Source organism: Streptomyces bullii (assembly GCF_042657145.1).
Classification (GTDB): Bacteria; Actinomycetota; Actinomycetes; order Streptomycetales; family Streptomycetaceae; genus Streptomyces; species Streptomyces bullii.
This window is the reverse complement of sequence record NZ_JBHSNY010000009.1, coordinates 382752-407656: the sequence shown is the minus strand read 5'-3', so window position 1 is coordinate 407656 and position 24905 is coordinate 382752. Positions and strand designations below refer to the sequence as shown.

General features: G+C 69.6%; 15 protein-coding genes and 2 pseudogenes. 12 read left to right on the top strand and 5 right to left on the bottom strand.

The window, feature by feature from the left end; genetic code table 11:
* Nucleotides 1-130 precede the first annotated feature (130 nt).
* On the bottom strand, nucleotides 131-3073 hold the full coding sequence (locus tag ACFPZJ_RS26870; RefSeq protein WP_381026539.1) for a glycoside hydrolase family 3 C-terminal domain-containing protein: 2943 nt from the start codon (nucleotides 3071-3073) through the stop codon (nucleotides 131-133).
* Between the two features lie 880 nt (nucleotides 3074-3953).
* Between ACFPZJ_RS26870 and ACFPZJ_RS26865 the strand changes: the two genes are divergently transcribed.
* The 5 genes from ACFPZJ_RS26865 to ACFPZJ_RS26845 all read left to right on the top strand — a co-directional run bounded on the left by ACFPZJ_RS26865 (nucleotide 3954) and on the right by ACFPZJ_RS26845 (nucleotide 12482).
* The gene (locus ACFPZJ_RS26865; RefSeq protein WP_381026537.1) at nucleotides 3954-6323 is read left to right on the top strand and encodes a xyloglucanase; all 2370 of its coding nucleotides are present in this window, start codon (nucleotides 3954-3956) and stop codon (nucleotides 6321-6323) included.
* 206 nt (nucleotides 6324-6529) lie between these two features.
* A complete protein-coding gene (locus ACFPZJ_RS26860; RefSeq protein ID WP_381026536.1) occupies nucleotides 6530-6964 on the top strand; it encodes a hypothetical protein in 435 nt (144 codons plus the stop codon).
* 15 nt (nucleotides 6965-6979) lie between these two features.
* Complete coding sequence (locus tag ACFPZJ_RS26855) at nucleotides 6980-9115, top strand: alpha-galactosidase (protein ID WP_381026534.1); 2136 nt, start codon at nucleotides 6980-6982, stop codon at nucleotides 9113-9115.
* 41 nt (nucleotides 9116-9156) lie between these two features.
* Nucleotides 9157-10668, top strand: a complete 1512-nt coding sequence (locus ACFPZJ_RS26850) for a glycoside hydrolase family 43 protein (protein WP_381026533.1) — start codon at nucleotides 9157-9159, stop codon at nucleotides 10666-10668.
* A gap of 38 nt (nucleotides 10669-10706) precedes the next feature.
* Nucleotides 10707-12482, top strand: a complete 1776-nt coding sequence (locus ACFPZJ_RS26845) for a cellulase family glycosylhydrolase (RefSeq protein WP_381026531.1) — start codon at nucleotides 10707-10709, stop codon at nucleotides 12480-12482.
* Here the strand turns inward: ACFPZJ_RS26845 and ACFPZJ_RS26840 are convergent.
* The gene (locus tag ACFPZJ_RS26840) at nucleotides 12466-12900 is read right to left on the bottom strand and encodes a CE1 family esterase (RefSeq protein WP_381026528.1); all 435 of its coding nucleotides are present in this window, start codon (nucleotides 12898-12900) and stop codon (nucleotides 12466-12468) included. The genes ACFPZJ_RS26845 and ACFPZJ_RS26840 overlap by 17 nt on opposite strands.
* A 721-nt stretch (nucleotides 12901-13621) precedes the next feature.
* Here ACFPZJ_RS26840 and ACFPZJ_RS26835 point away from each other — a divergent pair.
* From ACFPZJ_RS26835 to ACFPZJ_RS26815, 5 genes and pseudogenes are all read left to right on the top strand, one after another.
* Nucleotides 13622-15262, top strand: coding sequence for a glycoside hydrolase family 43 protein (locus ACFPZJ_RS26835; protein WP_461096684.1), 1641 nt, complete (start codon nucleotides 13622-13624; stop codon nucleotides 15260-15262).
* A gap of 52 nt (nucleotides 15263-15314) precedes the next feature.
* Nucleotides 15315-17342 carry a glycoside hydrolase gene (locus tag ACFPZJ_RS26830; protein ID WP_381026524.1) on the top strand — a complete coding sequence of 676 codons (2028 nt, stop codon included), beginning with the start codon at nucleotides 15315-15317 and terminating at the stop codon, nucleotides 17340-17342.
* A 96-nt stretch (nucleotides 17343-17438) separates the two neighbouring features.
* On the top strand, nucleotides 17439-18404 hold the full coding sequence (locus ACFPZJ_RS26825; protein ID WP_381026521.1) for a glycoside hydrolase family 6 protein: 966 nt from the start codon (nucleotides 17439-17441) through the stop codon (nucleotides 18402-18404).
* 112 nt (nucleotides 18405-18516) lie between these two features.
* Nucleotides 18517-18734 (top strand): annotated as a pseudogene (locus ACFPZJ_RS26820) (RICIN domain-containing protein); the annotation flags it as partial.
* A pseudogene (locus ACFPZJ_RS26815) lies at nucleotides 18727-19139 on the top strand (ATP-binding protein); the annotation flags it as partial. The pseudogenes ACFPZJ_RS26820 and ACFPZJ_RS26815, both read left to right, overlap by 8 nt.
* Nucleotides 19140-19195: 56 nt before the next feature.
* Here the strand turns inward: ACFPZJ_RS26815 and ACFPZJ_RS26810 are convergent.
* The 3 genes from ACFPZJ_RS26810 to ACFPZJ_RS26800 form a co-directional block, all read right to left on the bottom strand.
* Nucleotides 19196-20755: an RICIN domain-containing protein gene (locus ACFPZJ_RS26810; protein WP_381026519.1), complete on the bottom strand. Its 1560-nt coding sequence runs from the start codon at nucleotides 20753-20755 to the stop codon at nucleotides 19196-19198.
* Nucleotides 20756-20895: 140 nt separating this feature from the next.
* A complete protein-coding gene (locus ACFPZJ_RS26805; RefSeq protein WP_381026516.1) occupies nucleotides 20896-21171 on the bottom strand; it encodes a hypothetical protein in 276 nt (91 codons plus the stop codon).
* Nucleotides 21168-21986 (bottom strand): phytanoyl-CoA dioxygenase family protein, encoded by an 819-nt coding sequence (locus ACFPZJ_RS26800; protein WP_381026513.1) that lies wholly within the window; start codon nucleotides 21984-21986, stop codon nucleotides 21168-21170. The genes ACFPZJ_RS26805 and ACFPZJ_RS26800 overlap by 4 nt, the downstream gene beginning before the upstream one ends.
* A gap of 73 nt (nucleotides 21987-22059) precedes the next feature.
* On the opposite strand from ACFPZJ_RS26800, the gene ACFPZJ_RS26795 reads away from it, so the two are divergent.
* Nucleotides 22060-22890, top strand: a complete 831-nt coding sequence (locus tag ACFPZJ_RS26795) for an AraC family transcriptional regulator (protein WP_381026510.1) — start codon at nucleotides 22060-22062, stop codon at nucleotides 22888-22890.
* A 583-nt stretch (nucleotides 22891-23473) separates the two neighbouring features.
* On the top strand, nucleotides 23474-24823 hold the full coding sequence (locus tag ACFPZJ_RS26790) for an extracellular catalytic domain type 1 short-chain-length polyhydroxyalkanoate depolymerase (RefSeq protein WP_381026509.1): 1350 nt from the start codon (nucleotides 23474-23476) through the stop codon (nucleotides 24821-24823).
* The last annotated feature ends 82 nt before the right edge of the window (nucleotides 24824-24905 follow it).

Genomic DNA, 24905 nt, shown 5'->3' with positions numbered 1-24905 from the left:
GCGCCCCCCTGTTTCAGGCAGAGGATAGATCCGCGCGGGCCGCGTGCGTCAATGGTCGGAGAGTGTGGAACGCGGCGGCGGACCGTCTTCTTGCCGCGTCCCACCGCTCCTTACCGCGTCCCGCCGCTCCTCACCACGTCCCGCCGGCGATCGCTGCCAGGTGGACACCGCCCCGCAGGACGAGATGCAGATCGTGCACCCCGGTCACCTCCTCCGGCATCCGCGCGCTGACCGCGCGCCAGTCGTACCGGTCGCCGGTGCCGGTGGTGACACGGAGGGCGGCGAGCAAGGTTCCGGCACCGGGAGCGCCGTCGGCGTAGATCTCCACGGTCGCGTCCTCCTCCGTCGCACACGACACCTCGGCCGTGATGACCCGTGGCCCGTCCGCCGGGCTGCCCAGGTCGACTGAGTCGTAGCGCAGTGCGCAGGGGATGTCACCGGTCGCCGGGGTGACCGCCTCCCCCTTCTCCCGGGTGGTGTCGACGAGCGTGCCGCCCTCGCACTCGTCGAAGTCGACGGCCTCCAGTCGTCGGCCGAGGAGAGCGCGGGCAGGGAGGGCCGGCCCCGTCACGGTGAGGGGCGCTGCCAGGGCGATGGCTTCGGCGGAGTGCCCGATGAGGATCTCGTACGGCCCCGGGTCCACGGCGAGGGCGCCGGCTGCGACGGACCAGTGGGCCAGGGCCGCGACAGGCAGGTCGAACTCCAGCCGCCGCCGTTCACCGGGGGCGAGGGAGACCTTGCGGAAGTCCGTCAGTCTGCGCCTGGGCGCGCGGTGGCAGGCGGCGAGCGCGCGGGTGTAGAGCTGCACGGTCTCGGTGCCCGTGCGCGGCCCGGTGTTGGTGAGCTCGACGCTCACGACCAGGGTGTCGTCCTGCGCCGCTTCCCGGGCGGACAGCCGCAGGCCGGAGTAGGCGAAGCTGGTGTAGGACAGGCCGTGCCCGAAGGGGTACAGCGGTGCGGCGTCGTGGTACTGGTACGTCCAGCCGGCGCTGATGATGTCGTAGTCGAGGCGGCCGGGCAGCGGGTCGTCGCCGCGGTACCAGGTCTGCGGGAGCCGTCCGGAGGGTTCGGCCTCGCCGAGCAGGATCGCGGCGAGTGCCCGGCCCGTCTCCTGCCCGCCGTGGGAGGTCCACACCACGGCGGGCAGGTGCTCGTCCGCCCAGTCGACGGCGTACGGGTAGCTGCTCATGACGACCAGTACCGACTCGGGACGCTCGGTGGCGACGGCGCGCAGCAGGGCCTCTTGCGCGGGCGGCAGCGAGATGCCCGCACGGTCCTCGGTCTCGCGGCCGTTGATGTGCGGGTCGTTTCCGAGGACGACCACGGCGACGTCCGCCGAGGCGGCGGCCGCGACGGCTTCGGCGATGCCGTCCCTGACGACCGTCCGGGTCCAGCGTTCCGCCTGCTCGGGGGCTTCGGCGGAGAGGGTGACGCGGCCTGTGGCGGGGTCCACGGCGGCGTAGCGGCCGTTGCTGATGTTGCGCAGCAGTTCCGTGCCGTCCGGCTGGGGTTCCAGCCGGAAGGTCTCGTGGACGAACCAGCCGTTCGGCTGCGTCTGGTCGGCGGCGAGAGTGAGGTCGCCGTCCTTGAGGGTGACGTAGCGTTGCGTGCAGGCGTTGCGGAGGGTCAGCACACCTTCACCCCAGTCGAACAGGTCGTGGCAGGCGCTGTCGCCCGCTTCCTGCTCGTCCGAGTGAGCACCGGCCACCATGGGCCCGCCGGTGTCGAGCGTCGGCACGCGCAGGAGGCCTCCGGTGGAGGCGGCGCGCAGCGTGATCCGGTCGACTCCCTCCGCGCGGACCGCTTCGGCGCCGCGCTCCTTGAGGGCCGCCTCCAGGCCGGTGGCAATGGTGATCCGGTACGGCATGGTGCCGCTGTACCAGTCCTCGAAGAGGGTGTCCGCCAGCGGACCGACGAGCGCGACGCGCCCGCCGGGGGCCGGTGACAGCGGCAGTGCGCCGTCGTTCTTCAGCAGCACCACCGACTCCGTGGCGGCGCGCAAGGCGAGCGCCCGGTGGGCGGGGCTGTCCACGACGTCGTCGCGGATGCCGGCGTAGGGGTCGAGGTCCGGATCGAACTCGCCGAGGCGGAAGCGTATCGACAGGTGGCGTCGCGCGGCGCGGTCGATGTCGTCCTCGGTGAGCAGCCCGCGGTCGACCGCCGTGCGGAGCCGGTCGAGGGTGATGCTGCCGTCCTCGTCCAGTTCGGTGATGCTGTCGACGCCGGCGCGTACCGCCGCCGCGTGGGAGGTGGGGTGGTCGTCGAAGTAGTGCTCCGATTCGGCGAGGTTGGTCACCGCTCCGGCGTCGCTGCAGACGAACAGCTCGTGGCCGGTGGGCTCGGCCCAGCGCCGTACCTCGGTCTCGAGCAGTGGACTGACATGGCAGGGGCGGCCGTTGATGAGGTTGTAGGCCGGCATGACGCCGGTGGCGGCGCCGGACGCGATCGCCGGGCGGAAGGCGGCGAGGTCGTATTCGTGCAGCACCCTGGGCGGCACCACGGAGGAGGTGATGTCGCGCTCGTCCTCGTTGTTGTAGGCGAGGAAGTGCTTCAGGAGCGGTGCAGTGCGCAGATAGACCGGGTGGTCCCCGGCCAGCCCGCGGCAGAAGCTGACGGAGAGCCGGCCGGTGAGCAGCGGATCCTCCGCGTACCCCTCCTCGTTGCGGCCCCAGCGGGGGTCGCGCAGCAGGTTCACCACGGGGGCCCAGATCTGGAGGCTGTGCCGGCGGCCGTCGGCGGCGGGGCGCTGGTGGAAGGCGCGGGCCTCGGTGCCGACGGCCGTGGCGACCTCGTGCAGCAGCTCCTCGTCCCAAGTGGCTCCCAGGCCTACCGCCTGCGGGAACACGGTGGCCGGCCCCAGCCAGGCCACGCCGTGCAGCCCTTCGGTACCGGTTTTGAAGGGGGCCAGTCCGAGGCGCGGGACTCCTGGTGAGTACTGGTAGAGCAGCTCGATGCGCTCGTCGAGCGTCAGCCGGGAGATCAGGTCGTCGACTCGCCGGGCGAGGGGTAGCGCGGGGTCACGGAACGGCAGGTCGGTGGTGGGCGGCTCGGGGGATGTGGCGGCGGTACTCACCTGAGAAGTCCCTTGCAGGAGGTCGGCGGAGAAGGCGTGGGAAGCGTGGGCGACTGCGGAGCCGGGCGGCGCACGGCTTGTGTCGATCGCACTGTCGCAGAAAGAGTCGAAGCGCTTCGACGGTGACATGACGCTGAGTCGTGTGTCAATCACAGGTCGTCCAGCCGCCGCGAGCCGTTCTTCCGGCGTCGGCGTTCCTCTTTGATAGTTCACCTAGAAGGCCAGCTCACCTGGGGTAAATGGCATGGAGGGCGGTGCTTGTTCTCACCCGCGACCGCGCCTGTTACCGAAAAGTGACCTTGGCGGCCCGTTGTCGCCCCCGGAAACGCGGCCTTAGTCTCACCGAAACGTCGAAGCGCGTCGACTCGGTTGGCTGCCGCCCTCCGGACATGAGACCACCGGACGACGCAGCGTCTGCCCGCCCGCTGGTCGGATCGACGCGAACGAAGGGCCGCAACGACATGAGCAGTGAGAGGAACCGCCGAGTCGTCCTGCGAACAGCCGCCGGCGTGGCGGGCGCCGTCTCCCTCCCACCGCTGCCACCCGCCGGCAACGAGGACTACCAGGCCGTGTCCCGGGCGTTGGGCACCACGATCAACGTGCAGCCCGCCGGCGGGAACACCCCCGGCACGTCCCCGGCCACCTTCTCGCGGACCTCCCCAGCAGTAGCTCCGGCGAAGTCCGGCAGACCAACTCCGGCCTCGGCGACGGAAGATCCATCACCGAGCGCCTCGGTGGTGCCCCGACTCCGGCCGCCCCACCGGTACGGCACCCTCGGCGCGCCGGAGGTCTGCGGAATCGCCTTCTGGAGCCGGCCGGCCGGACCGCTGCTTGTGCGCAGGCCCCTTACGGACCCGCACCCGAAAGGCAAGGACCCGTCATGACCCATGCCCCGCACCTGTCCCGCCGAGGCCTGCTGGCCGCAGGCGCGGCCACGGCCGCACTCCCCCTGCTCTCCCCCTCCGGTGCCTCCGCCACACCCGTCACATCGGCCACACCCGCCCGCGTGGCCGGGAAGGTCCGGCACACGCCCTACACCTTCCGCAACGCCGAGATAGTCGGCGGCGGCTTCGTCACCGGCATCGTCTTCAACCAGCGCGAGCCCGGACTGGTGTACGCGCGCACCGACATCGGCGGCGCCTACCGCCTCGACACGGCGTCCCGGCGGTGGATCCCCCTCACCGACTGGATCGGCTGGGACGAGTACGGACACACCGGCATCATCAGCATCGCCACCGACGAGGCAGACCCCGACCGCGTCTACCTGGCGGCGGGCACCTACACCCTCCCCGACTGGGACCCGAGCATGGCGGCGATCCTGCGCTCGACCGATCGCGGCCGCACCTGGAAGACCACTCCCCTGCCGTTCCGGCTGGGCGGCAACATGCCCGGCCGGGGCATCGGCGAGCGGCTGGTGATCGACCCCAACCGCAACAGGATCCTCTACCTGGGAGTGCGCGGGGGCCACGGGCTGTGGCGCAGCACCGACCACGGCAGGACCTTCGCGAAGGTGGCCGACTTCCCCAACGTCGGCAACTTCGTGCCCGACCCCACCGACCCTGACGGCTACAACGGCGACAACCTGGGCGTGCTGCAGGTCGTCTTCGACAAGCGCACCGGCAGAGCGGGGAAGGCCACCCGGACCCTCTACGTCACCGTCGCCGACAAGGACAACGTCCTGTACCGGTCGACCGACGCGGGAGCGACCTGGGAACGCGTACCCGGGCAGCCCACCGGCTTCATCCCGCACCACGCGGTCTTCGACCACGTCGGCGGCTACCTGTACCTGGCGACCAGCGACACCGCCGGCCCGTACGACGGCTCCAAGGGCGACGTGTGGAAGCTGGACACCGCCACCGACACCTGGACCCGCATCAGCCCGGTCCCGTCCACCAGCGACGACAGCAAGTGGGGTTACAGCGGCCTGACCATCGACCGGCAGAACCCGGACACCCTGATGGTGTCCACCCAGATCAACTGGTGGCCCGACTGCATCCTCTTCCGCTCCACCGACGGCGGCGCGAGTTGGGCCCGCGCCTGGGACCTGAACACGAATTCCGAGCGCACCCTGCGCTACGACATCGACATATCCGCCGCCCCCTGGCTGACCTGGAACGCCTCGCCGTCGCTGCCCGAGCTCGCACCGAAACTGGGCTGGATGATGGAGTCCGTCCAGATCGACCCCTTCGACTCCGACCACTTCATGTACGGAACCGGGGCGACGATCTACGGCGCCGACAACCTCACGGACTGGGACAGCGGCGGCACGGTACACCTGTCCGTGCGCGCCCAGGGCCTGGAGGAGACCGCGGTCCTGTGCCTGATCAGCCCGCCCGCCGGTCGCGCGCACCTCTTCTCCGGCGTGGGCGACGTCGGCGGCTTCCGGCACACGGATCTCCACAAGGCGCCGAAGATGTACGACAACCCGACCTTCGACAACACCCCGGCCCTGGACTACGCGGAGCTGGCTCCCCACACCATCGTCCGGGTCGGCCGCCCCACCAGCGGCTGGACCCAGCACTTCGCCGTCTCCACCGACGGCGGCGACACCTGGAAGCCGTCCGGCAGCGAACCGTCCGGCGTCACCGGGCCCGGAGTCGAGGACCAGGCCGTCGCCATCAGCGCCGACGGAAAGCGGATCGTCTGGTCACCGGCCGGTGCGCCGGTCAGCTGGTCCGACGACCACGGAGCGACCTGGAGGGCTTCGAAGGGGCTGCCGACCGGGGTTTCGGTGCGCTCGGACCGGGTGAACCCGGCGAAGTTCTACGCCTACGACTCCGGCGTCTTCTACCTCAGCACGGACGGCGGCAAGAGTTTCACGGCCACGGCGGCGACCGGTCTGCCCACCGCGGGGAACGTCCGGTTCAAGCCGGTACCGGGCCACGAGGGCGACATCTGGCTGGCTGGCGGCACCGCCAAGCCCACCACCCCCACACCCTACGGGCTGTGGCGGTCGACCGACTCCGGAGCGTCCTTCACCAGGTTCGAAGTGGTGGACCAGGGCGACGTCGTCGGATTCGGCAAGGCCGCACCCGGCGCCCCGTACCCCGCCGTCTACACCAGCTCCAAGATCCACGGCGTGCGCGGCATCTTCCGGTCCGACGACGCGGGCCGGACCTGGATCCGCATCAACGACGACCGGCACCAGTACGCCTGGACCGGCAACACCATGACCGGAGACCCCCGGATCTACGGTCGCGTCTACTTCGGGACGAACGGACGCGGAGTCATCTACGGCGACGCGAAGTGAGGTGCGGCTCCCGGCCGCCCCGCTCCGCACCCGCCGTCCCGAGGGGGAGACCGACGTGGCCCTGCCGCCGGGGCAGGACGACCGGCTTCTCCTCTCCTGTGTGATCCCCCCACTCAGCACACATTCCGGAGGGCTGATGATTCCGTATCGGCTGGGCCGCGCTTCTCACGGCTCCGGGTCTCGTCTTCACCCTGCCGAACTCGGCAGTGGCAGCGTCACGGACGTACTGGTTCAAGCACTACGCGACCGGCGGCAACGCCTCGACGTGGTACAGCAACGACAACTTCTGGGGTGTGAACTCCTCGACAGGCACCGGCTTCGTCGCCATGGTCAACCGCAAGGACTGGGGCTGTACTTCCCCGGTGACCACACTCCCCAAGAAGAGCCGCGACATCAGCCCCAACCACACCACGTGGTTCAGCCAGTCGGCATACCCGAAGTCCGGTTCGTACTACGAGGCCACGTACGACATCTTCATCGACCCGTACCCCGCGCCGACCGACTGCAACTCCAAGACCGAGCTGATGATCTGGCGGCGCCTCCCTTGTGCATCACCGCCCCGCACACCACCGTGCCGAGACACCGGCCCCACAGCCCACTTACTGCCGCCCGGTGGCTGCGTGGTCCCGTGCGGCCACTGACGTGGAAAGGACACCATGGAGAACGAACAGCGGAACTTCCGCTGGGGTCACGACGCCCTGCATCTCGAGTTCGTCCTCGGCGACGACGGCAGGGTACGCCTGACGCATCTGGGACTGCCCGGCGAAGCGGGCAGCGACCCCGGTGCGTCCCTGCCGCTGGTTGAGGTGACTGCCGCGGGTCACGGCCGTGACTGGTCGGCCAGCCGTCTGATCGGGACCGCTCTCGGCGGGCGGCTGCGCCACCGGGCCCATCGCGCGGCCCGCGACGGTGACTGGCACACGCTGACCGTGCATCTCCACGACCCGGAAACCGGGTTGGCCGCGGAGGTGACCTACCGGTCGCCGGACGGCATCCCCGTGCTCCGCAGCGAAGTGACCCTGCGCAACGAAGGGCAGACCACACTGCACCTGGAGTCGGTCAGCTCGCTCACGGTGGGCTGCCTCACCCCGCGGGACTCGGCGGCCGTCGACGCCGCCGACCTGCTGTGGGCGGACAACGACTGGCTCGCCGAGTGCCGCTGGCAGCGGCAGCCGATACGCCGGACCACACCCGGCGTCAGCGGACGCGTGAAGTACGGGCACGGCAAGGCCGGCTTCGCCCTCAACGGCCAGGGCACCTGGTCAAGTTGCGGACACCTGCCCATGGGCGGACTGACGGACCGGCGTACCGGCCGCACCTGGATGTGGCAGATCGAGCACAACGGAGGGGGCTGGCGCTGGGAGTGCCAAGAACACGACCGGGCGGCCTACGCGGCACTGTTCGGGCCCACCGACGCCCACCACGGCTGGCGCCACCCCCTGGAACCCGGCGCCGCTTTCCGCACCGTACCCGCCGCCTTGTCCTTCAGCGCCGACGGCGGCCCCGACGCCGCGTTCGCCGCGCTGACCCGCTACCGCCGCGCCCACCGCCGCCCGCACGCCGACCACCGGCGTCTGCCCGTCATCTTCAACGACTACATGAACTGCCTCATGGGCGACCCCACCACCGACAAACTGCTGCCTCTGATCGACGCGGCGGCCGAGGCCGGCGCCGAGTACTTCGTCATCGACGCGGGCTGGTACGACGGCGACAACGGCGGCTGGTGGACCACCGTCGGCGCCTGGGAACCGGCCGCCTCCCGCTTCCCCGGCGAGAAGGGGATCCACGAGGTGCTGGACCGCATCCAGGAGCGCGGCATGGTCCCCGGCCTGTGGCTGGAGCCGGAAGTCATCGGCGTCGACAGCCCCATGGCCAAGTCCCTGCCCGACGAGGCGTTCTTCCGCCGCGACGGCGTCCGCCTCACGGAGACCGGCCGGCACCACCTGGACCTGCGCCACCCGGCCGCCCGCGCCCACCTGGACCAGGTCGTGGACCGCCTGGTCGGCGAATGGGGCGTCGGCTATCTCAAGCTCGACCACAACATCGACCCCGGCTCCGGCACCAGCGCCCACCCCGGCGAGACCCCGGGCGCCGGTCTGCTCGGCCACAACCGGGCGCACCTGGACTGGCTCGACGGCATCCTGGACCGCCATCCGCACCTGGTGGTGGAGAACTGCGCCTCGGGCGGCATGCGCTGGGACCACGCCCTGCTGTCGCGGCTGCAACTGCAGTCCACCAGCGACCAGCAGAACCTGCTCCTCTACGCGCCCATCGCGGCCTCCGCACCCACCGCCGTCACCCCCGAGCAGGGCGCCGTGTGGGCCTATCCGCAGCCGGAGGACTCCCTCGACGAGGTCGCCTTCACCATGGTGAGCGCCCTCCTCGGCCGCATCCACCTCTCCGGCCACCTGCCGGAACTGGGGCCCGAGGCCCGCGCCCTGGTCCACGAGGCGGTCGCCGTGTACAAAGCCGTCCGCGCCGACCTGCCGGGGGCCGTGCCGTCCTGGCCGCTCGGCCTTCCCGGCTGGGAGGACCCCTGGATCGCCCTGGCCCTGCACACCCCCGCCACCACTTACCTCACTGTCTGGCGCCGACCGGGCGGTCCGGCCACCACCACCCTCCGGCTGCCCGAACGGGCGGGCGGCGCGGCCCGTGCCGAGGTGCTGTACCCCGCCGCAGGTCAGGCCGGTGCCGTCTGGAACCCGGACACCGCCGACCTCACCATGACCCTGCCCACCGCGCCCTCCGCGGCGCTGCTGCGCATCACCCGCACGGAGCCGGACGCTCGCTGAGCGCCGTCCCTGCTGCCCACCCGACGAAAGGACGACCAAGGGTGCCCGCCCAGAACCAGCCCACCCGCGCCACCAACCCCGTGCTGCCCGGGTTCCACCCCGACCCGAGCATCTGCCGGGTCGGCGACGACTACTACCTCGCCTGCTCCAGCTTCGAGTACTTCCCCGGCGTACCCCTCTTCCACAGCCGCGACCTCGTGCACTGGCGGCAGATCGGCAACGCCCTGGACCGGCCGGAGCAGTTGCGCCTGCCGGCCTCCATGCCCTCCTCGGGCGGCATCTACGCCCCCACCCTGCGCCACCACGACGGCCGCTTCTGGCTGATCGTCACCAACTGCAGCGAGGGCGGCGGCAACCTGATCGTCACCGCCACCGACCCCGCCGGACCGTGGTCGGATCCGATCCCCGCACCCGACGTACCCGGCATCGATCCCGACCTGGCCTGGGACGAGGACGGCACCTGCTGGTGCACCGTCGCCGGGGTCGCACAGGTCCGCCTCGACCCGTCCACCGGGCAGACGCACGGCACACCGCACAAGCTCTGGTCCGGCGGCCCCGGCGCCAAGGCCCCGGAGGCGCCGCACCTGTACCGGATCGGCGACTACTGGTACCTGCTCATCGCCGAGGGCGGCACCGAACGCGGCCACGGCGTGTCCATCGCCCGCGGCCTGACGCCGACCGGCCCCTTCGAGCCGTGCCCGGCCAACCCCGTCCTCACCCACCGCGGCACCGATCACCCCATCCAGAACACCGGCCACGCCGACCTGGTCCAGGGCCCTGACGACTCGTGGTGGATGGTCTTCCTCGGCGTACGGCCGCGCGGCGGCACGCCCGGCTGGCATGTGCTCGGCCGGGAGACCTTTCTGGCACCCGTGACCTGGGAGGACGGCTGGCCCGTCGTCGGCGAGGTCACCACGGACCTCTCCACGCTCCCGTGGCCGCTCTCCCCCGCCCCCGCCGAGGAAGGGCGCGACCACTTCGAGCTCAGCGCACTCGGGCCGACCTGGATCTCCGTGCGGGACCGCCCCACCGAGCTCTGCACCACCAAGGAGCGCCCCGGATGGCTGACGCTCCACGCGCGGGGCGGCTCCCTGGACGAGCCCGACGCGGTGTTCACCGGCCGCCGCCAGCAGCACCTCACCTGCCGGGCCCGCACCCTGGTCGACCCGGAGCAGGGTCGCGGCGGCCTCGCCGTCCGCCTCGACGAGCGGCACCACTACGCGATCGAGGCGTCCGGGACGGAGGTACGGGTGATCGCGCGCGTCGGCTCCCTGCGCACGGTCGTGGCCGAACAACCCGTACCCGCCGGGCCACTGGTCCTCGCCCTCACCATCTCGGACCCACCGCCTCCGCACGGGCCGTGCACCGGACCCGACATCGTCTCCCTCGGCATCGAGCAACCCGACGGCACGTTCACCGAACTCGCGGCCCTCGACGGCCGTTACCTGTCGACCGAGGTCGCCGGCGGCTTCACCGGCCGCGTCATCGGCATGTACGCGGCCGCGGGCACCGTCCACTTCGACTGGTTCGACTACGAGCCCCTCGAAGGCTGAACCGACCGAAGGGCACGACCAACCGAAAGGGCCCACACATGCAGGACCTACGGCAACCCGCGCACCACCGCAGCCGCGGCACCAGCCGCCTGGCCCCCCTGTTCCTGGTCCTCGCCGTCCTGCTGGGTCTGGCCGGCGGCACCTCGACCGCCGCGACCGACCACACGGCAGAGCCGACAGGGTCCGCCATCAGAGTTCCGGCCCGCGCCATGGACGCCGTCGCCGCGATGCAGCCCAGCTGGAACCTGGGAAACACCCTGGACGCCATCCCCCACGAGGAGAACTGGGGCAACCCGAAGGTCACCCGGGACCTGTTCACCACCATCCGCGAGGAGGGTTTCCGCAGCGTCCGGATCCCGGTGACCTGGTCCGACCACCAGTCCGCCACCGCCCCCTACACCGTCGACGCCACGTACATGAGCCGCGTCAAGGAGGTCGTCGACTGGGCGCTCGACGAGGGCCTGTACGTCGTGCTCAACGTCCACCACGACTCGTGGCAGTGGATCAAGAAGATGCCTGCCGACCACGACGGAGTGCTGGCCCGCTTCAACTCCACCTGGGCCCAGATCTCCAGGACGTTCCGCGACGAGCCGCGCACCCTGCTCTTCGAGAGCGTCAACGAGCCGCAGTTCGAGAACGCCACGGCCGAGCAGAAGGCCAAGCTCCTGCACGAGCTGAACACCTCTTTCCACAAGATCGTCCGCTCGTCGGGCGGCAGGAACACCGACCGCCTGCTCGTGCTGCCCACGGACGGGTGCACGCCCTCCCAGAACTTCATGGACGACCTGTACACCACGATCAAGTCGCTGAACGACCGCCATCTGATCGCCACCGTGCACTACTACGGCTGGTATCCGTTCAGCATCAACATCGCGGGCGGCACCCACTACGACGAGGTCGCCCGCAACGACCTCAACGACGCCTTCGCCCGCATGCGCGATACCTTCGTCGCCAGGGACATCCCCGTCTACCTCGGTGAGTACGGCCTGCTCGGCTACCCCGACCACAACCATCCTTCCCGTGTCGAGCGGGGCGAGGCGCTGAAGTACTACGAGCACTTCGGGCACGCGGCACGCCTCGCCGGAGTCACCACCGCGCTGTGGGACCCCGGAACGTGGGCCTACCTGAACCGGGAGACCCTGCAGTGGACGGACCCGGCCCTGATCGCATGGATCAAGGCCGGCTGGACCACCCGTTCGGGAACGGCCTCCTTCGACAAGGTCTTCGTGCCGAAGTCGGAACCGATCACGGCCAAGGGGGTCACCCTGAATCTGAACGGGACCAAGTTCCGGGGGCTGTGGCACGGCAAGACGGAGCTCGTCGAGGGACGCGATTACACCTTGTGGGACAAGACGCGGCTCGTCCTCACGGCCGGCGCGCTGACCCGGCTGACGGGCGACCGCGAGTACGGAGTGAACGCCACGCTCCAGGCCCGGTTCTCCCGCGGACTGCCCTGGCAGCTCGAGGTGGTCACCTCCGACGAACCGGTGCTGTCCGACGCCACGGGCAAGACCGACGCGTTCACCGTCCCCACCCAGTACAAGGGTGACGTGCTGGCGACCATGGAGGCCAGGTACGGCGACGGCAGCAACGCCGGCCAGACCGACTGGACTCCGTACCAGGAGTTCAACAAGTCCTTCAAGCCGGACTACCCGAACGACACGATCATCCTGACCCCCGCATTCCTGGACGCGCTGCGCGAGGGCGAACTGGTGACACTGACCTTCCACTTCTACAGCGGCGAAAAGCTCATGTATCACGTCAAGAAGTCCGGAGACTCGGTCACCGGCACTCGCGTCACACCCGCCTCCTGACCGACCGCCCCGGCGCAGCCGTTGTTCCTGACGGACTGTCCCGCATCGCCCGTCCGCCGGAGATGCCGAGGACGCTGTCCCTGAGGCCGTGCACGCCGAGGTAGGCGATCGGCTGGGTGCCACCGCTGCATCCGCTGAGCTGTCCGCCGCCCAGGACCGCGACCGCGCGGAAGACCGTCGCCCCGGAGCACGCGAGCGCGTACGACATGGCGCCGCCGTAGCTGAAGCCCGTGGCGAAGCGCTGTGTCGTGTCGACGCACAGGTCCGCCACGATCCGTCTGATCATGTCGTCGACGAAGGTGACATCCTCCCCGTCGGCATTGGCCCAGCCGTTGTTGAGGCCTTGGGGTGCGACGAAGACGGCGCTGTTGTCGGCCAGTCGCTGCAGCCCGTAGTAGGCCCAGGTGCCCGTTTCCACGGTGCGGCCCGTGGCGACGTCGGTGGCGCTGCCGCCCAGAGATGAAGCTCCGGTTCTTGCCGCCGCTCCGGATCGTGTGAGTACCGCTCGTCAGGGTGGGGGCTCTGCCGCATCCGGGGGTGGCGGCAGGGGTGGCGGCGGGGTGCCGACGGGTGCGGCAGCCGTGCCGGAGGCCGTGAGCGGAGTGTGCTCGGCCTGGGAACGGCCAGTGCCGTGCCGCCCATGCTCAGGACGACCAGCACCGCGACCAGGGCGGGCCATAAGAGGTTGCCCACACGCCGGTTCACTTCTGGTTGCTCTGGCCGTTGCAGGGCCAGGTGATGGCAGGGGTGCCGTTGGTGGTGCCCGGTTCACGGTGCTCCCGTGACATCGCACGGAAGAGAAGTCGGGTTCGAAATTTCGTATGCCATTCGGAAACTCCCAGTGCCACGGATGATAGAGACGCTTCAGAACTTGTCAACACTCCGCGCATCCATCCCGTGTGCGCCATTGACCTGCAGCGACCCACCCTGTCGGCATCGAATGTTTCGATGCTTCAACCGAATAGTGCGAGAGGCATTGACGGCACTCACGGGCTCCCTATCATCCTGAATACCCGGCGCATCGATGTACGTTCGAAATGCCGAACCGTGATGCAGTCGCTCCACGCGGGCAAAACAAGGCACTTCCAGGCAGCGCCACACCACAGCGGCCGAGCCGCACAGGGAGAACGCCCATGGATATGTCATGCCCTCATCAAGCGCTGTCCCGTCGCCGCGCCCTGACGGCCGCCACCGGCCTGGCCGCCGGCGCCCTGCTTCCTCCGGCCGCGGTCCCCGGCATCGCTTCCGCCGCTGCCCAGAGGGCGGATCTCGCGACCGCGGCGGCCTACACGAACCCGGTGATCTGGCAGGACTTCGCGGACATCGACGTCATCCGCGTCGGTGACACCTTCTATGCCTCGGCCTCGACGATGCACTACTCGCCGGGCGCGCCCGTCCTTCGGTCGTACGACCTGGTGAACTGGGAGGTCGCCGGTCACTCGGTGCCCGTTCTGGACTTCGGCGCCAAGTACGACCTCAACGGTGCCCGTGGCTACGTCAGAGGCATCTGGGCGTCGTCACTGGCCTACCGTCCGAGCAACCGGACCTTCTACTGGCTCAGCCAGATCGACTTCGCCCGGACGTACGTCTACACCGCCACCGCCGCCGAGGGGCCATGGAACAGGCTGACGACGATCAGCACGCCCTACTACGACGCGGGACTGCTCGTCGACAGCGACGACACCCTCTACGTGGCGTACGGCAACACGACCATCAGCGTGGCCCAGCTCTCGCCCGACGGCCGCACCCAGGTCCGCACCCAGCAGGTGTTCACGACACCGTCGAGCGTCGGCACCCTCGAAGGCTCTCGCTTCTACAAGATCAACGGGCAGTACTACATCTTCCTGACCCGCCCCGCGAACGGTCAGTACATTGTGAAGTCCTCGCGCGGCCCCTTCGGTCCGTACACGATGCGGCAGGTCCTCCTCGACCTGCGCGGGCCGATCCCCGGCGGTGGCGTCCCGCACCAGGGCGGGCTGGTACAGACGCAGAACGGCGCCTGGTACTACCTGGCCTTCGTCGACGCCTACCCCGGTGGCCGGATGCCCGCCCTGGCGCCCGTGACGTGGACCTCGGACGGCTGGCCGGTCGTGCAGCTCGTCGACGGCTCATGGGGCACCTCGTACCCCAGCCCGGCCGTGCTCCCTCCGCCTCGCCCGGTGACCCCCATGACCGGCGTTGACACCTTCGACGGCTCGACCCTGAAGCCGCGATGGGAGTGGAACCACAACCCGGACAACACCAAGTGGTCGGTCGGCAACGGGCTGACCCTGCGCACAGCGACCGTCACCAACGACCTCTACTGGGCCCGCAACACCCTGACGCACCGCATCCAGGGCCCCGTCTCCACCGCCACGGTCCAGCTCGACCACTCCGCGATGCGCGACGGCGACCGGGCCGGACTGGCACTGCTGCGCGACTCCTCCGCCTGGATCGGCATCAGCCGTGACGGCGGCGCGGCGCGGGTGGTGATGGTCAACGGGCTGACCATGGACGCCAGTTGGAACACGACCGGCATCGGCACGGCGGTCGCGAGCGCGGCCGCGCCGGGCAGCCGTGTCTGGTTGCGCGCGAGCGCGGACATCCGCCCCGGCACGGCTCGCCCCGCCACCTTCTCCTACAGCACGGACGGCACCACCTTCACCCGCCTCGGCCCCGCCTTTCCCCTGGGCAACGACTGGCGGTTCTTCATGGGCTACCGATTCGCCCTCTTCAACCACACCACGCAGGCACTCGGCGGCGCGGTCCGCGTCACGCGGTTCGAGCTGTCCACACCCTGAAGTGGCCCACCGACCGCACCACGCAACCCCCCACCACCCCACGAGGAGAACCATGAACCCACTGAAACGGCTCGGCCGTCGCCGAGCCTCGGTCCTCGCCCTGCTGGCCGCGACCGTCCTGGCGACCCCCGGGACCGCGACCGGCGCGCCCGACGCCGTGAAGGCCTCCACCCTGGGCGCCCAGGCGGCCCAGTCCGGACGGTACTTCGGAACCGCCGTGGCCGCGGGCCGGCTCGGCGACGGCACGTACACCGGCATCCTGGACCGCGAGTTCAACTCGGTCACGGCCGAGAACGAGATGAAGTGGGACACGACCGAGCCGTCCCGCGGCTCGTTCAACTTCGGCCCCGCCGACCGGATCGCGAACCGCGCGCAGGCCCGCGGTCAGCGCCTGCGTGGCCACACCCTGGTCTGGCACTCCCAACTTCCCGGCTGGGTCAGCTCGATCAGGGACGCGAACACACTGCGCGGCGTGATGAACAACCACATCACCACCGTGATGAACCGCTACAAGGGCCGGATCCACTCCTGGGACGTGGTCAACGAGGCCTTCGCCGACGGGCCCAGCGGCCAGCTCCGCAGCTCCGTCTTCCGGGACGTGCTGGGCAACGGCTTCATCGAGCAGGCGTTCCGCACCGCACGCTCCGCCGACCCGGCGGCCAAGCTCTGCTACAACGACTACAACATCGAGAACTGGAGCGACGCCAAGACCCAGGGCGTGTACCGCTTGGTCCGCGACTTCAAGGCGCGCGGCGTTCCCATCGACTGCGTCGGCCTCCAGGCCCACTTCGGCACCGGCGGCCCGCCCGCCAGTTTCCAGACCACACTGTCGAACTTCGCCGCCCTCGGCGTGGACGTCCAGATCACCGAACTGGACATCGCACAGGCGTCGCCGACCGCGTACGCGAACACGGTCAGGGCCTGCATGAACGTCGCACGCTGCACCGGCATCACGGTCTGGGGCATCCGCGACAGCGACTCCTGGCGGGCCTCGGAGAACCCGCTGCTGTTCGACCGCAGCGGCAACAAGAAACCTGCGTACAACGCGGTGCTGACGACGATGGGCGGCACGCCCGTCGCCACCCGCAGCACGCCCGCCGCTCCGCGGAGCGCCACCGACGCCGCTGCTCTGCCCAGCCGTTACTCGTGGAGCTCCAGCGGCCCGCTGATCTCGCCGAAGTCGGACGCCACCCACAACATCGCCGGGATCAAGGACCCGACGGTCGTCCACTACAACGGCAAGTACCACGTGTTCGCGAGCGTCGCCAGCTCCTCCGGCTACAACCTGGTCTACCTGAACTTCAGTGACTGGTCCAAGGCCGGCTCGGCCACGCACCACTATCTGGACGGCAGCGCCATCGGCCGCGGCTACCGCGCCGCTCCGCAGGTCTTCTACTACGCGCCGCAACGCCTGTGGTACCTCGTGTACCAGACCGGCAACGCCTCGTACTCCACCAACCCCGACATCAGCAACCCCAACGGGTGGAGCGCGCCGCGCCACTTCTACTCGTCGATGCCCGACATCATCAAGCAGAACATCGGCAACGGCCACTGGGTCGACATGTGGGTGATCTGCGACAGCGCCAACTGCTACCTGTTCTCCTCCGACGACAACGGACACCTGTACCGCTCGCAGACGACCGTCGGCCAGTTTCCGAATGGGTTCAGCAACACCGTCATCGCGGCCCAGGACTCCAAATACGCCTTGTTCGAAGCGAGCAACGTGTACAAAGTGCAGGGCAGTAACCAGTACCTGCTGCTCGTCGAGGCCATCGGATCGGACGGCCGACGCTACTTCCGCTCCTGGACCTCAGGCAGCCTCGCCGGCTCCTGGACTCCCCTGGCCGCGTCCGAGAGCAACCCGTTCGCTCGGGCCAACAACGTCACCTTCCCCTCGGGCGCCTGGACCCGCGACATCAGTCATGGCGAGATGATCCGTGCCGGCCACGACCAGACACTGACCATTCCCGCCTGCCGGCTCCAGTACGTCTACCAGGGCATGAACCCTAACGCGGGCGGTGACTACAACCTCCTCCCCTGGCGGCTCGGCCTCCTGACCCAGACCAACTCGACCTGCTGACCGACAGTGCGATGGGAAACGCTTCCGGTGGGAGCGCTCCCCATCCTCACCGCCAACCTTCGGACGCACCCCTGCCGGAAAGCCGAGGTACCCGTCATGCGCCGCAAACTCCTCGCCCTGGTGGCAGCGCTCTCCTCGCTGCCGCTGACGCTCGCCGCCGCGCCGTCCGCTCACGCGGCCGACCCGACGACCATGACCAACGGGTTCTACGTGGACCCCGACTCCAGCGCGAAGCGATGGGTCGCCGCCAACCCCGGTGACGGCCGGGCACAAGCGATCAACGTCTCCATCGCCAACACACCGACGGCCCGCTGGTTCGGCTCCTGGAGCGGCACCATCGGCACCGCCACCGGCGCGTACGTGGGCGCCGCGGACGCCCGGGACAAACTGCCCGTCCTCGTCGCCTACAACATCTACAACCGCGACTACTGCGGCGGGCACTCCGCGGGCGGCGCCGCCTCGCCGTCCGCCTACAGGAGCTGGATCGCCCAGTTCGCCGGGGGGATCTCCAACCGCCCGGCCCTCGTCATCCTCGAACCGGACTCCCTCGGGGACTACGGCTGCATGACCCAGGCCCAGATCGACGAACGCGAGGGCATGCTCACCGGCGCCCTCGCCGAGTTCAACCGCCAAGCGCCCAACACCTGGGTGTATCTCGACGCTGGCAACCCGGCCTGGGCGAGCGCGGCGGTCATGGCCCGGCGCCTTCACGAAGCCGGCCTCCGGCAGGCCCACGGTTTCTCGCTCAACGTCTCCAACTACCTGACCACGGCCGAGAACACCGCGTACGGCAACGCCGTCAACAGGGAGCTCGGCGCCCGGTACGGCTACACCAAGCCGTTCGTCGTGGACACCAGCCGCAACGGCAACGGCTCCAGCGGCCAGTGGTGCAACCCTTCAGGCCGCCGTATCGGCACCCCCAGCCAGCTGGGCGGAGGCGCCGAGATGCTCTTGTGGATCAAGGTTCCGGGCGAGTCCGACGGCAACTGCGGCGTGGGAGCCGGCTCCTCGGCCGGCCAGTTCCTCCCGGAGGTCGCCTACAAGATGATCTACGGCTACTGATCCGGGGCCGCTCGGGCGCGGTTCCGGCATCGGATCAGGGGCGAGAGCCTTCCTCCAGCCGGCTGATCAGAAGGAGGCGGCGTGGGCCAAGAGGAGCACACCGCCGATCCGCCGGCTGGTTTCCGTACGCAGCGGCAAGTGCTGGACGTCGACGGCTTCTCCACCGCCGACGGCACCCGTATCCAGCAGTGGACCGACCAGAACACCGCCAACCAGCAGTGGCGGTCGAAGCCCGCCGGGGACGGCTACTACGAGCTCGTCAACCGCAACAGCGGCAAAGTGCTGGGCCTCGCGGGCAACTCGACCGCCCAGGGGGCCGCCGCCGAGCAGACGTACCGACGACGCCCTGCTCCTCGTTCGCACCCACGCGCTGGATCCCCACCACGTCGCCGACTGGGACGTCGAGCCCGACACCGTGCAGGTGCCGCGCGCCAGGAAGCTCGCCGTCGACCACGTGGATGCCTGGGGCCTGGAGGAGGCGGCGTTCGTCACCGAACACCAACGCCATCAGATACGGCGAGCCGCCGATGAAGCTGCGGCTGATTCACGACCTCCTTGATCTGCGAGGTCTCCGACGCCGGCACCACCGCCCCGCACCTGCGCCGGGCCCGCGCCTTCGACGACGGCGGCCGGGGCCTGTTGCGCGTCGCCCAGCTCACCCAGGGGTGGGGCACCCGGCACACCACCAACGTCAAGACGATCTGGTGCGCGCAGACACTCCCCGAGACCGAGCCGGCACTGGGATCCGAGTCGGATGCTTCTGATGGGATGCTCTTGGCCGGTCGGTGCCGTCACCAGCCTGTCGGCAGACCGGCGAGGAACGAGGTGAGCCGGTCGGCGATGAGCCGGTCGTCGCGGGCAGAGTAGTGCCAGTCGCAGCCGAGGAAGTCCAGGCCCGAGTCGTCGAGGAACCAGTAGCGGACCCGGCTGTCGCCGGCGTCGTTGCGTGCCTCGACCACCTGCTGGACATGTCCGGCGTACTGCCCGGCGCCCACCGCCACGATGGTCGTGTCGGCCCCGTAGCGCGTCCGCAGCTTCTGGATGAAGTCGCCGTAGGCCGTGCGGTAACCGGCCGCGAGGCTGTCGGGCGTCCACGGCTCACCGGGGTTGATGGCGGTCGAGAAGTCGTTGGTGCCGAGGTTGACCACGACGACCTGGGGACGCCAGGTGCCCGGGTTCTGCCAGACGTCGCCGGACACGTTCAGCAGGGCACGGTCGTAGAAAGTCCGGTACGTGACGTCCGGCGAGCCTCCGTTGTAGTTGCGCACCATGCCGAGGCCCGAGTAGCCGTTGATCTGGTAGTCGGCGTTCAGTCGCCGGGCGGTGAGGGCGCCGTAGCTCACGTCGGTGTTGGTGGTCCGCTTGACCTGGTCCCCAGGGCAGGTGCGGGAGGTCGAGAGGTTGCCGTAGCCCACCGTGAGGGAGTCGCCGATGAACTCGATCTGACGGCTGCGGGCGGCCGGTTTGCTCCGTACGGCACCCCCGGGCGCGGCGACGAAGCCTCCGAACGTGCTGGTGTCCCACGGGGTGTCGTTGCGCTTGACGAGCCGGACGGTGTGCGTGCTGTTGGACAGGCCGTTGATCCAGTGCGTGGTGTTGCCGGGCGTGACCAGCGTGGCAAGGGTGGATCCATCGATCTGGACGTCGTAGTCGGCAGCCGGGTCGCCCAGCACGATGCCCACGCCGGTGCCGCTGACCCGGCCCTCGAAGTACACGCCTGGCCAGCTGTACTGCACCGTGTTCCCGGAGTCCTTGACCCGTCCCGCGGTGTGCACCTGCGCCAGCACTCCCGTCGAGCCGACCCAGACCAGTTGCCACTGCTGGTTGGCCCCGTCCCCGTCGGTGTACTGCACGACCTTGGCGCCGTCGGCGGTGGAGGCGTTCTGCACCTCCACCGCCTTGCCGCTGTTGCGGTTGATCAGACGGACGTAACCGTCCGACGAATCGGCCAGCCGGAACTGCTGGTTGACGCTGTTGGCGTCGCTCCACTGCACGACGTCCGCGTGGTCGGACGTGGAGTAGTTCGAGACGTCCAGCACCTTGCCCGAGTGCTGCGCCTTCAGCCGGTAGTAGCCGCCGCCCGAGTCCACGAACTGGAACCGCTGGTTGGTCCCGTCGTGGCGGGCCCACTGATGGACGGCCGCCCCGTCGGCGGTGCTCGCGCCGGACACGTCGAGCGCCTTGCCGCTGCTCCGGTTGACCAGCACATACGACGCGTTCGTGTCCACGGTGGCCGCCTGCGCCGTACCGGCGGCGCCCAACCCGGTCAGAAGCGCCACCAGCAGGGCGGTCGCCGTGGTGAGCAGCGCCGTACAGCTCCTGTGTCTCCGCCACGAAATCCTGAATGTCATATACAGGCCCTTCATTCGTTGCACCATATTGTCGAAGCGCTTCGAACGTAACCGGGCCGTAGCAATCTCTTTCTGGAGACCGTCTGCACGAGGGTGAGACAGACGAACGCAGGGAGTTCCGTCGCGGCGTGTGACCTGCGTCAAAGGCGAAGGCCGTCCTCCACCTTCTCGAAGAAGAACTCGTGCTTCAGGAAGGAGACGTCGTACTCATGACCGGGCTGCGCGGGCAGCAGTTGGGAGGCCTGGAACAGGCGCCACCCGTCCTGCAACGCGCCAAGCCCGGTGGAATAGGGCGGCTCGTCGCCGTCACCGGTCGTCGGACGGGTCCGGCCGGTCCCGTCGTAGCGGGACCAGCCCACGACGGGGGAGTCCAGCGCCGATGTGGCGAGATAGAGGACCAGAACCTGCTGCCTCATGCGCGACTCCTCAGGGCCGGCCGGTTGCTGACGCGCGTGACCCAGTAGTCGACGTCGAACGAGTCGTCTCCGGTCAGGGCCCGCCACAGCAGGATTCGGTTGTAGATCTCCAGTCGGCCCGTGGCCCACTCGTACCAGGGGAAGTACGTGTTGAGTTCCGCGGTCACCGCGGGGTCGTGCAGGTCGGAGACGTCCCACAGACGCACCTGCGGCACGGTCGGGTTGAGGCGGAGTTTGTACATGTAGCGCCGGCGCGCGCTGTCGTTGCGGCGGCCACTGTGCCAGATGCCGTGATGCACGAGAACGACCGTGCCCGCCGGGCAGGTCAGACGGGTCTGTCCCCTGAGGTTCTGGACGCGGCCGACGTCCGTCTCGTTGATCCTGCGCAGATGGCTTCCGGGCACGCTGAGGGTGCCGCCCATGTCGGCGGTCACCTCGTGCGGGTAGTACATGAGCTGGATGTCGAACGCGTCCGGCCGCACGTCGATGATCGCGTCCCCGTGGAGCGGCTGGGCCTGTCCCTCGTGCGGCTCGCGCACATGAACCGCATGGTGGTCGACGGTCGGCTCGGGGCCGACCAGGCTCTCGACAGCGCCCGCGACGACCGGCAGGGCGAGCAGCTCGTGGACGAAGGTGTCCTGCGCGAACGCCCCGCGCAGCGGAGTGCCGTAGGACACTTCCGCCAGGCCCTCGGCCAAGGCCGCGATGGCCCGCTCATTGATCTCCTGCGGCACCACCCCGTCCAGGCGCAGGACTCCCTGCCCGACGAAGCGCGCCACCTGAACGGATGTCAGGAGTTGCTTCCTGGTTGACATGCGACGAACGTACGGGCCCGGTCCGGCTCGGTCGTGGGCTGAAATCGTCCAGTGCTGGTAATTTTCCGTCCTCGTGAAACACGTAACGCTGCGGCTCGACGAGGCGCCCACCGTGGTTGATGCCGGCATCGGGGTACACGGCGTCTCCACCGCCCACGATGTCTTCCGGCTGCCTGATCTGTGGCAGCTGCACCTCTACCACTACGAAGGTGCTCTGTCCCTCGGCCAGTCGGTCCACCCCATACGTCCCGGCCACGTCAGCCTCGTGCCGCCGAACACGGAGGTGCACTTCCACTACCGGGGCAGGTCGGAACACTTCTACGTCCACCTGCGGCTGCACGACGGCGGAACCGCGCGGGTGGTGCCGGTGATGCAGGACGCCGCGGCCGAGAGCACCCACCTGGCCGACCTGCTCCGACACGCCGTGACGGCCATGCCGGCCTCTCCCCCACGAGCCACGGCCGAGGTCTGGACCGCTCTGTGGCGCATCGCCGAGCTACCGAGGGCCGAGGGAGCCGGGCGCCGCCACCCCTTCGTGGCAGCCGCCCAGGCCTACGTCGAGGAGCACCTGGCCGGCCCGCTGTCCGTACCGGACGTCGCGCGCGCCGTCGGCATCTCCCACACGCACCTGACACGCGTGTTCCGTGCCGAAACCGGGCGCACGGTCGTGTCGTACATCCGGCACCGACGCCTTCAGCGCGCCCGTCACCTTCTGTTGTCCTCCACCCTGTCCATCACCGCCGTCGCCGCGGCTGTGGGCATCGCCGACCTCCAGGCCTTCAACAAGGCCTGCCGCCGTGAACTCGGCGCGAGCCCGCGCGACGTACGTGCGGCTGCCCCGGCGGGGCTGGACGGCCGAGGCCCGCACGAGAGCCCCACCGAGACGACACGCCAGTGCCGCTGACGGGCGCTGGGCAACTACGTCACCCGCCTCGGCTACGGCACCGACGACTCCCTGTACCTGGCAGGGCGAACAGCTCGGCGATGACGAGTACGTGATCAGCGCGGACGAGAAGGCCTCCATCCCAGGCCCGGTGCCGCTGCCACCCCGCCTTCGACCCCGGCAGGGCCGGGGCGATGCGCGTCGAACACCCCAACAGACGCGGCGCGCCCTGGCCTGCACAGCCGCCTGGCTTCCCGGGCCATGAGCCAGGAACCCCACGCAAGCGCCAAGCGCGTGTTCTGGATCGTCGACAACCGCTCCTCCCGTCGCGGTCAGTCGGCGGCGAATCGGCTCACCGCAGCGTTCCCGAACACGGTCATGGTCCATACCTGAAAAGCGATCAAGGCCGGCCGGTAGCCGTCAGCGAGTGTTGAAGCGCTTCAATCGATAACTCGAGTCAAGGAGAATTCTCTGCTGAAACAGAGGAATGGAGGCCACACCGCCTGGCTTCCCGCCAGGCATTGACACCGCGCCCAGGACAATGGAAGCGTCGAAGCGCTTCACCACCCGGTCGGCTGCGCCGGATTGCAGAAAGGACACCGTCATGTCCCGGAAGTCCAAAAAGAGAAGCGTCACAGATGTACTCGTAGCCCTGCTGATGGCGATCTCGCCCCTGATCGCGGCGCTCGTACTGACCGGCGCCTCGGCCACCACCGCGTCGGCCGCGTCACTGACCGAGGTGACCAACTTCGGTAGTAACCCCGGAAACCTGCGGATGTACGTCTACAGGCCCGACAACGCTCCGGCACGCCCGGCCGTGCTGGTGGCAGTGCACTACTGCACCGGCACGGGGCCCGCCTTCTACTCCAACACGGAGTTCGCCCGCCTGGCCGACCAGTACGGGTTCATCGTCGTCTACCCGGACGCGAACGTCAGCGGGCAGTGCTTCGACGTCTCCTCACCCCAGGCGCTCAAGCATGACGGGGGCAGTGACCCCACGAGCATCGCCTCGATGGTCCGATACACCCTGCAGAACATGAACGCCGACCCCAGCCGGGTCTACGTCACCGGCGCCTCGTCCGGCGCGATGACGACCAATGTCCTGCTCGGCGACTACCCCGACCTGTTCAAGGCCGGTGCGGCGTTCATGGGCGTGCCGTTCGGCTGCTTCGCCACCACCGACGGCTCCGGCTGGAACAGCGCCTGCTCCACCGGCCGGATCACCAAGACCCCGCAGGAGTGGGGCGACCTCGTCCGGAACGCCTACCCGGGGTACACCGGCCCCCGGCCGCGGATGCAGCTGTGGCACGGCACCGAGGACGAAGCGCTGGACTATGTGAACTTCGGTGAAGAGATCAAGCAGTGGACCAATGTGCTCGGGGTGAGCCAGACCCCGGTCTTCACCGACTCCCCGCAGCCCGGCTGGACCCGCACCCGCTACGGCTCCGCCGGCGCGCAGGCACCGGTCGAGGCGATCAGCATCCAGGGCGCCGGGCACAGCCTGCCCGCCAGCGGCATGGCGGCCCGGGCCGTCGCCTTCTTCGGACTCGACGGCGGGACCGGCGGGACCACCACAGGTCCGGTCCACGCCACCGGTTCCGGCAAGTGCCTGGACGTGCCCGGCTTTTCGCAGAGCAACGGCACCCAGACGCAGATCTGGGACTGCAACGGCGGCACCAACCAGACCTGGACCAGCACGTCGACCAAGCAGCTCACCGTCTACGGCGGCGCCAAGTGCCTCGACGCGACCGGCACCACGGCCGGCGCCGAAGTCGCGATAGGGGACTGCAACGGCGGCACCAACCAGCAATGGAACCTCAACTCCAACGGCACCATCACCAGCGTGCAGTCAGGCCTCTGCCTGGACGTGACCGGTGCCTCCACCGCCAGCGGCGCACTGGTCCAACTGTGGAACTGCAACGGCGGCAGCAACCAGCAGTGGCGCCTCGGCTGACACCACCGCCCAGGGCTGACAGGGCCGGGCAGGCCCCGCGACGGTCTGTCTGCCCCCGGTGCGCGGGCGGGGAAAACGCCGA

What these genes read in the sequence shown, in the direction of transcription:
- ACFPZJ_RS26865 (WP_381026537.1), top strand. Translation starts at nt 3,954, where the DNA reads ATGACCCATGCCCCGCACCTGTCCCGCCGAGGCCTGCTGGCCGCAGGC.
- ACFPZJ_RS26855 (WP_381026534.1), top strand. Translation starts at nt 6,980, where the DNA reads ATGGAGAACGAACAGCGGAACTTCCGCTGGGGTCACGACGCCCTGCAT.
- ACFPZJ_RS26845 (WP_381026531.1), top strand. Translation starts at nt 10,707, where the DNA reads ATGCAGGACCTACGGCAACCCGCGCACCACCGCAGCCGCGGCACCAGC.
- ACFPZJ_RS26835 (WP_461096684.1), top strand. Translation starts at nt 13,622, where the DNA reads ATGTCATGCCCTCATCAAGCGCTGTCCCGTCGCCGCGCCCTGACGGCC.
- ACFPZJ_RS26830 (WP_381026524.1), top strand. Translation starts at nt 15,315, where the DNA reads ATGAACCCACTGAAACGGCTCGGCCGTCGCCGAGCCTCGGTCCTCGCC.
- ACFPZJ_RS26825 (WP_381026521.1), top strand. Translation starts at nt 17,439, where the DNA reads ATGCGCCGCAAACTCCTCGCCCTGGTGGCAGCGCTCTCCTCGCTGCCG.
- ACFPZJ_RS26810 (WP_381026519.1), bottom strand. Translation starts at nt 20,755, where the DNA reads ATGACATTCAGGATTTCGTGGCGGAGACACAGGAGCTGTACGGCGCTG.
- ACFPZJ_RS26805 (WP_381026516.1), bottom strand. Translation starts at nt 21,171, where the DNA reads ATGAGGCAGCAGGTTCTGGTCCTCTATCTCGCCACATCGGCGCTGGAC.
- ACFPZJ_RS26800 (WP_381026513.1), bottom strand. Translation starts at nt 21,986, where the DNA reads ATGTCAACCAGGAAGCAACTCCTGACATCCGTTCAGGTGGCGCGCTTC.
- ACFPZJ_RS26790 (WP_381026509.1), top strand. Translation starts at nt 23,474, where the DNA reads ATGTCCCGGAAGTCCAAAAAGAGAAGCGTCACAGATGTACTCGTAGCC.